Origin of the sequence: Melaminivora alkalimesophila (genome assembly GCF_000282995.1) — a bacterium.
Classification (GTDB): domain Bacteria; phylum Pseudomonadota; class Gammaproteobacteria; order Burkholderiales; family Burkholderiaceae_C; genus Melaminivora; species Melaminivora alkalimesophila.
This window is the reverse complement of record NZ_ALEE01000398.1, coordinates 1-8,212: the sequence shown is the minus strand read 5'-3', so window position 1 is coordinate 8,212 and position 8,212 is coordinate 1. Positions and strand designations below refer to the sequence as shown.

6 protein-coding genes and 1 tRNA gene are annotated in these 8,212 nt (G+C 70.3%); 6 read left to right on the top strand and 1 reads right to left on the bottom strand.

Going from position 1 to position 8,212, the window contains the following annotated elements; all coding sequences use genetic code 11:
* The 4 genes from A612_RS07685 to A612_RS07670 form a co-directional block, all read left to right on the top strand.
* Positions 1–940: NAD(P)/FAD-dependent oxidoreductase (locus A612_RS07685; protein WP_019373922.1), on the top strand; the 940-nt coding region annotated here is incomplete at its 5' end.
* Positions 937–1,896, top strand: a complete 960-nt coding sequence (gene gluQRS / locus A612_RS07680; protein ID WP_019373921.1) for a tRNA glutamyl-Q(34) synthetase GluQRS — start codon at positions 937–939, stop codon at positions 1,894–1,896. The genes A612_RS07685 and gluQRS, both read left to right, overlap by 4 nt.
* Positions 1,896–2,654 (top strand): tRNA (guanosine(46)-N7)-methyltransferase TrmB, encoded by a 759-nt coding sequence (gene trmB / locus A612_RS07675; protein WP_019373920.1) that lies wholly within the window; start codon positions 1,896–1,898, stop codon positions 2,652–2,654. The genes gluQRS and trmB overlap by 1 nt, the downstream gene beginning before the upstream one ends.
* Before the next feature lie 43 nt (positions 2,655–2,697).
* Positions 2,698–3,693, top strand: a complete 996-nt coding sequence (locus tag A612_RS07670) for a GGDEF domain-containing protein (protein ID WP_019373919.1) — start codon at positions 2,698–2,700, stop codon at positions 3,691–3,693.
* A gap of 40 nt (positions 3,694–3,733) precedes the next feature.
* Here A612_RS07670 and alaS read toward each other — a convergent pair whose 3' ends face one another.
* Positions 3,734–6,358 carry an alanine--tRNA ligase gene (alaS, locus tag A612_RS07665; RefSeq protein ID WP_019373918.1) on the bottom strand — a complete coding sequence of 875 codons (2,625 nt, stop codon included), beginning with the start codon at positions 6,356–6,358 and terminating at the stop codon, positions 3,734–3,736.
* 180 nt (positions 6,359–6,538) lie between these two features.
* On the opposite strand from alaS, the gene A612_RS07660 reads away from it, so the two are divergent.
* Both A612_RS07660 and A612_RS07655 read left to right on the top strand, forming a co-directional pair.
* Positions 6,539–8,023, top strand: a complete 1,485-nt coding sequence (locus tag A612_RS07660) for an NAD-dependent succinate-semialdehyde dehydrogenase (RefSeq protein WP_019373917.1) — start codon at positions 6,539–6,541, stop codon at positions 8,021–8,023.
* 58 nt (positions 8,024–8,081) lie between these two features.
* A tRNA-Gly gene (locus A612_RS07655) sits at positions 8,082–8,155 on the top strand.
* Positions 8,156–8,212: the final 57 nt, after the last annotated feature.

Below are 8,212 nucleotides of genomic sequence, written 5' to 3'. Positions count from 1 at the left end.
CCTGCCGAGGGCCGGCGGCCGCACCGGTTCGCTGGACACGACCTACGGCAGCTTCGACGCCGGTGCGCAGTATTTCACCGTGCGCGACGCGCGCTTTCAGCAGGCGCTCGACACCGTCCCGACGCTGGTGCGCCGCTGGAGTGTGAGCACCGTGCGCGTGCTCGACGCCAGTGGCCGGGTGGCGGCGGTCGCCCCGCCGCCGGGCGAGGCGCACTGGGTCGCGAGTCCGACCATGGACGCGCTGGTGCAGGCCTGGAGTGAGCCGCTGGCGGCCGAGGGCCGCCTGCACCTGGGCACCGCCGTCACACGGCTGGAGCACGACCCGATGCGCCCGCGCGCCTGGCAGCTGCGCACCACCGCGGTGGACGGCTCGATGCGCACCTTCGCCGGCTTCGACGGCGTGCTCTTTGCCCTGCCTGCGCCGCTCACGCAGGCGCTGCTGACGGAGTGCGGCGTGGCGCCCGCCTGGGTGGAGGCCTTGGCGGACGTGCAGATCGCGCCGTGCTGGACGCTGATGCTGGCCTTCGCCCAGGCCGTGCGGCCCGGGCTGGTCACGCTCGGCCCACAGTGGAACGCCGCGCGCAGCACGCACCACCGCGTCGCCTGGCTGGCGCGCGAATCCTCCAAGCCGGGGCGCACGCAGATCGAACGCTGGACCGTGCAGGCCTCGCCCGCCTGGTCGCGCGAGCACCTGCACGACGATCACGCCCGCATCCGCGCCAAGCTCACGCGCGCCTTCGCAGAAATCACCGGCATCCACGCCACGCCCACGCACAGCCAGGTGCGCTGCTGGCCGCATGCGCAGACACAGAGCCCGCTCGGTCAACCTTTTGTGTGGGACCCGGACAGCGGCCTGGGCGCCTGCGGCGACTGGTGCCTCGGGCATCGGCTGGAGGATGCCTTCGTGTCGGGCCTGTCGCTGGCCCTGGCCGTGCTTTGACGGCTGCCCCCTACGTCGGCCGCTTCGCGCCCTCGCCCACCGGCCCCCTGCACGCGGGCTCGCTGGTGGCCGCCCTGGCGAGCTGGCTGGATGCGCGCGCCGCCGGCGGGCGCTGGCTGGTGCGCATCGAGGATGTGGACACGCCGCGCTGCCGCCAGGAGGCCGCCGAGCGCATCCTCGCCCAGCTCGCAGCCTGCGGGCTCCAGCCGGACGGGCCGCCGCTCTACCAGTCCCGCCGCAGTGCCCGCTACCAGCAGGTGCTCGATGACTGCATTGCGCGAAAACTGGCCTACCCCTGCGCCTGTACCCGGCGCGACATCGACGCCGCACTCGCCGCGCGCGGGCTGGAGCACGAGCGCCACACCGAACGCCCCTACCCCGGCACCTGCCGCGCCGGCCTGGCCGGACGCCCGGCGCGTGCCTGGCGCTTCCATGCAGAGCGCTGGCAGGCGGGTCTGCCGCCCGCGGCTTCGGCGGAGGGCCAGGCCGCCCGCGGGCCCGTGCTGACCACTGGCGGCGTGCGCTGGCGCGACCGGCGGCTGGGCATGATGCAGCAGGACGTGGCGCGCGAGGTGGGCGATTTCGTGCTGCGCCGCGCCGATGGCTTGTGGTCGTATCAGCTCGCGGTGGTGGTGGACGACGCCGACCAGGGCGTCACGCACGTCGTGCGCGGCGAGGATCTGGCGGACAACACGCCGCGCCAGATGCTGCTGCAGTCGGCGCTGGGGCTTCCGATGCCGCACTACCTGCACACGCCGCTGGTGCGTGGCGCCGATGGCGAGAAGCTGTCCAAGCAGCACGGCGCGCCCCCGATCGACGAGCGCCGCCCCCTGGACGCGCTGGGCGCCGCAGCCCGGGTGTTGGGCCTGCCCCCAGCCCCCGCCGGGCGGACCCTGTCTCAGGTACTTGCCCTATGGGTGCGCGCTTGGGCGAGAATCTACAATTTCCCGCCGTGATGCAAAACCCGCCCCCGCCCTCTTCTTGCCAGGATTTCGCCGCCTCACCCTCCTCGGGCGGCGGCACGCCTGCCGGCGTGGCCCACCCGAAAGGCATCCGCAGCTACGTGCGGCGCGCCGGGCGGACCACCAGCGGCCAGTCGCGCGCGCTGGAGGAGCTGGGGCCGCGCTTCGTGCTCGACTACGCCCCTCGCCCCCTGGACGCGGCCGCCGCTTTCGGGCGCAGCGCCCCCTTGATCCTGGAGATCGGCTTCGGCATGGGCGAGGCCACGGCCCACATCGCCCAGCTGCGCCCGCAGGACGACTTCCTGTGCTGCGAAGTGCACGAGCCCGGCGTCGGGGCGCTGCTCAAGCGCATCGGCGAGCTGGGGCTGACCAACATCCGCATCCTGCAGCACGACGCCGTCGAGGTGCTCGAACACATGCTGGCGCCCGCCTCGCTCGACGGCGTGCACATCTTCTTTCCCGACCCGTGGCACAAGAAGCGCCACAACAAGCGCCGTCTGATCCAGCCCCCGCTGGTGGCGCGCCTGGCCGACCGCCTCAAGCCCGGCGGCTACCTGCATTGCGCCACCGACTGGCAGCCCTACGCCGAGCAGATGCTCGAGGTCCTGGGCGGCGAGCCGCGGCTGGTCAACACGGCCGACGGCTACGCCCCCCGGCCCGGCTACCGTCCGCTCACGAAGTTCGAGAACCGCGGCCTGCGCCTCGGGCACGGCGTGTGGGACCTCGTGTTCACGCGCCGCCCGCTCGATTGAGCGGCGCCCGCCTTCCTGTCCTCCTCCAGAGAAGTCGTCCGCCATGAAACCCCTGCTGCAGAACCTGGCCGAGATGACCGCCCACCGCGACCACCTGATGCTGGAAGTGTCGGTTCTGTCCACACTGGTGCAGCAGGGTCGCGACGTGCGCGTGCGCGCCCTGGAGATCTTCGCGCACCGCGGCCGGACCTGGGTGCGCCCACGCAGCTGGACCGAGGGCTGCGCGCGGGTCGTCTCCAGCCCCCTGGAGGCCTGCGAAGACCCGAGCGCCGTGCTGCTGACCAGCATGCCCGAGCTGCACCAGTGCATCGGCCAAGAGGGCAAGAGCACCGAGCGCAGCGCCCCGGGCGCGCACATCCTGTGGCTGCCGGTCTGGCTGGGCGAACGCGCCCATGCCTGCCTGGAGATTTCCCAGCCGCGCCGCTTCTCCCGGCACCAGCGCGACGTGATCACCGGCGTGTTCCTGGTCTACCAGAACTACCAGAGCCTGCTCGACTACAGCGAGCGCGACGCCCTCACGGGCCTGCTCAATCGCAAGACCTTCGACGAGCAGTTCGCGCGCCAGTCCTTCAAACGGGCCACCACGGAGGCGGCGAGCAACTGGCTGGCGGTCATCGACATCGACCACTTCAAGCGGGTCAACGACCGCTTCGGCCACCTGTATGGCGACGAGGTGCTGATCCTGGTGGCGAACCAGCTGCGCAGCCAGTTTCGCACGCAGGACCGGATCTTCCGCTTCGGTGGCGAGGAGTTCGTCGTGCTGCTGCGCTCGGCCACGCTGGAGCAGGCGCGCAGCGCGCTGGAGCGGCTGCGCCAGGGCATCGCGGCCCACCCCTTCCCGCAGATCGGCCACATCACGGTCAGCATCGGCTTTGCCGCGGCGCACGGCGGCGCGCCGGTGGAGATCCTCGGCCGGGCCGACCAGGCGCTCTACTACGCCAAGGAAAACGGCCGCGACCGCGTGTGCTTCCACGGCGACCTGGTCGACAGCGGCGCGCTCGGCCGAAAGATCGAGCACGACGAGGTCGAGCTGTTCTGACGGCTGCGGGGCGCCCCGGCCCCCAGCCGCCACCGCTGCATCAGGCGCGCTCGCCCACCCAGCCGACCACCGAGGCCAGCGCCTTGCCCAGCGCCGCCGGGTGGGTGCCGCCGGCCATGGCCAGGTCGGGCTTGCCGCCGCCCTTGCCGCCGACCTGACCCGCCACGAAGTTCACCAGCTCTCCCGCCTTGATGCGCGAGGTGGCGTCGGCCGTCACACCGGCGGCCAGCTGCACCCGCTCGCCATCGACCGCGGCCAGCACGATGGCGGCGGTCTTGAGCCGGTCCTTGAGCTTGTCCATGGTCTCGCGCAGGGTGCGGGCGTCGGCGCCCGGCAGTTCGGCGGCGAGCACCTTCAGGCCCTTCACCTCGACCGCCTGGGCCGCCAGCTCGTCGCCCTGCGAGGCCGCCAGGCGCCCCTTGAGCGCAGCCACTTCCCGCTCGAGCGAGCGCACCTGCTCCAGCACCTGGGCCAGGCGCGGCTGCACCTCGGCCAGCGGCGCGCGCAGCGTCGCAGCCGCGGCTTCCAGCGTTGCCTCCATCTGTTGTACCCACGCCAGGGCGTTGCGACCGGTGATGGCCTCTACCCGGCGCACGCCTGCCGCGATGCCCCCCTCGGCGACGATCTTGAACAGGCCGATGTCGCCAGTGCGCGAGACATGGGTGCCGCCACACAGCTCGCGGCTGGTGCCGATGTCGAGCACGCGCACGGTCTCGCCGTACTTCTCCCCGAACAGCATCATGGCACCAGACTTCTGCGCGCTTTCGATGTCCATCACGCGCGCCTGCGTCTCCTGGTTGGCGAGGATTTCCTCGTTGACCAGGCGTTCGATCTCGGCGATCTGCGCATCGCTCAGGGGCGCGTTGTGCGTGAAGTCGAAGCGCGTGCGCTCATCGTCGACCAGCGAGCCCTTTTGCTGCACGTGGCTGCCCAGCACCTCGCGCAGCGCCTTGTGCATGAGGTGGGTGGCGCTGTGGTTGCGCACGGTGGCGGCGCGCAGCTGCGCATCCACGCGCGCCGTCACCGTGTCGCCCACCTGCAGCGTGCCCTGGGTCTGCGTGCCGTGGTGGCCGAAGACGTCGGCGCGGATCTTCTGCGTGTCGCTCACGCCGAACTGCACGCCCTCGGCAGCCAGCACGCCGCGGTCGCCCACCTGGCCGCCCGACTCGGCATAGAACGGCGTGGACGACAGCACCACCACGCCGCTTTGCCCTTCTTCCAGCCGCTGAACGGGCGTGCCCTCATGGTAGAGCGCCACCACCTGCGCCTGCTCTTCCAGGCAGTCGTAGCCGGTGAAGGCATGGCCTGCGCCGCTGTATTCCAGGGCCCGGTCCATCTTGAACTTGCCGGCGGCGCGCGCCTGGGTCTTCTGGCGCTGCATGGCGGCATCGAAGGCAGCGCCATCCACCTCCACGCCGCGCTCGCGCGCCACGTCCTGCGTGAGGTCGAGCGGAAAGCCGTAGGTGTCGTGCAGCTTGAAGGCCAGTTCGCCGGACAGAGTGGTGGCGCCGTCCGCCAGGGCCGCGTCCAGGATCTCCATGCCGTGCGCGAGCGTCTCGAAGAAGCGCTCTTCCTCGACGCGCAGCACTTCGGTGATGCGCTCTTGCTGCTCGCGCAGTTTCGGATAGGCATCACCCATCTGCGCGACCAGATCGGTCACCAGCTTGTGGAAGAACGGCGTCTTCTGGCCGAGCTTGTAGCCGTGGCGAATGGCGCGGCGGATGATGCGCCGCTGCACGTAGCCGCGCCCTTCGTTGCTCGGGATGACGCCGTCGGCCACCAAGAACGCCGTGGCGCGGATGTGGTCGGCGATCACCTTGAGCGAGGGGTTGTCCAGGTCGGAGCAACCGGTCTCGCGCGCGGCCGCCTCGATCAGCACCTTGAACAAGTCGATCTCGTAGTTGCTGTGCACGTGCTGCAGGATGGCCGCCAGCCGCTCCAGGCCCATGCCGGTGTCCACGCAGGGCGCGGGCAGCGGCACCACGCTGCCGTCCTCCTTCATGTCGAACTGCATGAACACGTGGTTCCAGATTTCGATGAAGCGGTCGCCATCCTCATCCGGGCTGCCCGGAGGCCCGCCGGGGATGTGCGGGCCGTGGTCGTAGAAAACCTCCGAGCACGGGCCGCAGGGGCCGGTGTCGGCCATCATCCAGAAGTTGTCGCTCTTGTACTTGCCGCCCTTGTTGTCGCCGATGCGGATCACGCGCTCGGGCGGCAGGCCGATCTCCTTGGTCCAGATGTCGTAGGCCTCGTCGTCCTCGTGGTAGACCGTGGCCAGCAGCTTGTCCGCCGGCAGCTTGTACACCTGCGTCAAAAGCTCCCAGCCCCAGACGATGGACTCGCGCTTGAAGTAGTCGCCAAACGACCAGTTGCCCAGCATCTCGAAGAAGGTGTGGTGGCGCGCGGTGTAGCCCACGTTCTCCAGGTCGTTGTGCTTGCCGCCGGCGCGCAGACACGTCTGCACCGAGGCGGCGCGCACGTAGGGGCGCTTGTCCGTGCCCAGGAACACGTCCTTGAACTGCACCATGCCGGAGTTGGTGAACATCAGCGTCGGGTCGTTGCCGGGCACCAGCGGGCTGGAGGCCACCACCGTATGGCCCTTGGCAGCGAAGAAGTCCAGGAAGGTCTTGCGGATGTCGGCGACGGAGAAGGTGGGTGTGCTCATGGGGCTTTTCAGGTTGGGGGGCGCAGGCGCTTCGGAAGGCGCGGCGCGGCCACGCGCGGGGCAACCGGCAATTATAGGTTTTGCGGCCTTCCAGCGACGCCGCCCCCGCCAGGCGCAGCGGCGCTATGCTGGGGTTCCTGCGCCCTCTTTCTCGTCGCCACGACCTTGCGGAGCCACGCCATGGACAGCCAGAAGACCTCCTCTCCCCTCGCCCTGCTCGAAGACGCACAGCTCCTGCGGACCGACGCCCTGCTGGGCGGCCAGTGGTTCGCCGGTGGCGCGCGCTTTGCGGTGCACGACCCGGCCACGGGCGACAGGCTTGCCGACGTTGCCAACCTCGGCCCGCGCGAGGCACGGCACGCCATCGACGCCGCCTGTGAGGCCCTGCCCGCGTGGCGCACGCGCCCGGCCAAGGAGCGCAGCCAGCTGCTGCGCCGGTGGTTCGAGCTGCTGGTGCAGCACCAGGAAGACCTGGCCCGCCTGATCACCGCCGAGGGCGGCAAGCCGCTGGCCGAGGCGCGCGGCGAAGTCGCCTATGGCGCGAGTTTCGTGGAATGGTTCGCCGAGGAAGCCAAGCGCGTGAACGGCGAGGTGCTGCCGCACTTTCAGAACGACCGGCGCCTTTTGGTGCTGCGCCAGCCCATCGGCGTGTGCGCCGCCATCACGCCCTGGAATTTTCCGCTGGCCATGATCACGCGCAAGGTGGCGCCCGCCATCGCCGCCGGCTGCACGGTGGTCGTCAAGCCGGCGGAGCTCACGCCGCTGACGGCGCTGGCGGCGGCCGAGCTGGCGCTGCGCGCGGGCATTCCGGCGGGCGTGCTGAACGTGGTGACGAGCGACGACGCAGCCGGCGTGGGCCGCGTGCTGTGCGAGAGCGAGCACGTGCGCCACCTGTCGTTCACCGGCTCCACCGAGGTCGGGCGCATCCTGATGAAGCAGTGCGCTCCCACTATCAAGAAGCTGTCTCTGGAGCTGGGCGGCAACGCGCCCTTCCTGGTGTTCGACGATGCCGACGTGGACGCGGCGGTGGAAGGCGCCTTTGCCAGCAAGTACCGCAACGCCGGCCAGACTTGCGTGTGCACCAACCGCTTCTACGTACAGGAGGGCGTGTACGACGAATTCGTCGAGAAGTTCGCCGCACGCGTGCAGCAGGCCAGGGTGGGCAATGGCTTCGAGGAAGGCGTGGCGATCGGCCCGCTGATCGAGCCGGCGGCGGTGGAGAAGGTGAAGCGCCACCTGGAGGACGCCGTGGCCAAGGGCGCGCGCATCGTCACCGGCGGCAAGCCCTTGCCGGAGCTGGGTTCGGGGCAATTCTTCGAGCCCACGGTGCTCGCCGACGCCACCGCGGGAATGCTGTTCGCGCGCGAGGAGACCTTCGGGCCGCTGGCGCCGATTGTCCGCTTCAAGACGGAGGAAGAGGCGATCGCTGCCGCCAACGCCACCGAGTTCGGCCTTGCAAGTTATTTCTACGCCCGCGACATGGCACGCATCATCCGCGTCAGCGAGGCGCTGGAAGCGGGCATGGTCGGGGTGAACGTGGGACTGATCTCCAGCGAGCAGGTGCCGTTTGGGGGCGTCAAGCAGTCCGGCCTGGGGCGCGAGGGCTCCAGCCACGGGATCGAGGAATACGTGGAGCTGAAATATCTCTGCCTGGGCGGACTGTAGTTGCGCTGCTCCGGGCTAGAATGCGGTCTGCAAGGGGCTGCGCTGCCAGCCCTTTTGAGCGGGCGTCGTTCAATGGCAGGACCTGAGCTTCCCAAGCTCAAGACGTGGGTTCGATTCCCATCGCCCGCTCCAGAATTCCCCAATTTAATCAACGGGTTGCGCCTGACCTGCTCCCCATAGGCCGTACCA

Bases quoted from the DNA above. Each gene is read 5' to 3' on its own strand.
- trmB (WP_019373920.1), top strand. From the start codon at position 1,896: ATGCAAAACCCGCCCCCGCCCTCTTCTTGCCAGGATTTCGCCGCCTCA.
- A612_RS07670 (WP_019373919.1), top strand. From the start codon at position 2,698: ATGAAACCCCTGCTGCAGAACCTGGCCGAGATGACCGCCCACCGCGAC.
- alaS (WP_019373918.1), bottom strand. From the start codon at position 6,358: ATGAGCACACCCACCTTCTCCGTCGCCGACATCCGCAAGACCTTCCTG.
- A612_RS07660 (WP_019373917.1), top strand. From the start codon at position 6,539: ATGGACAGCCAGAAGACCTCCTCTCCCCTCGCCCTGCTCGAAGACGCA.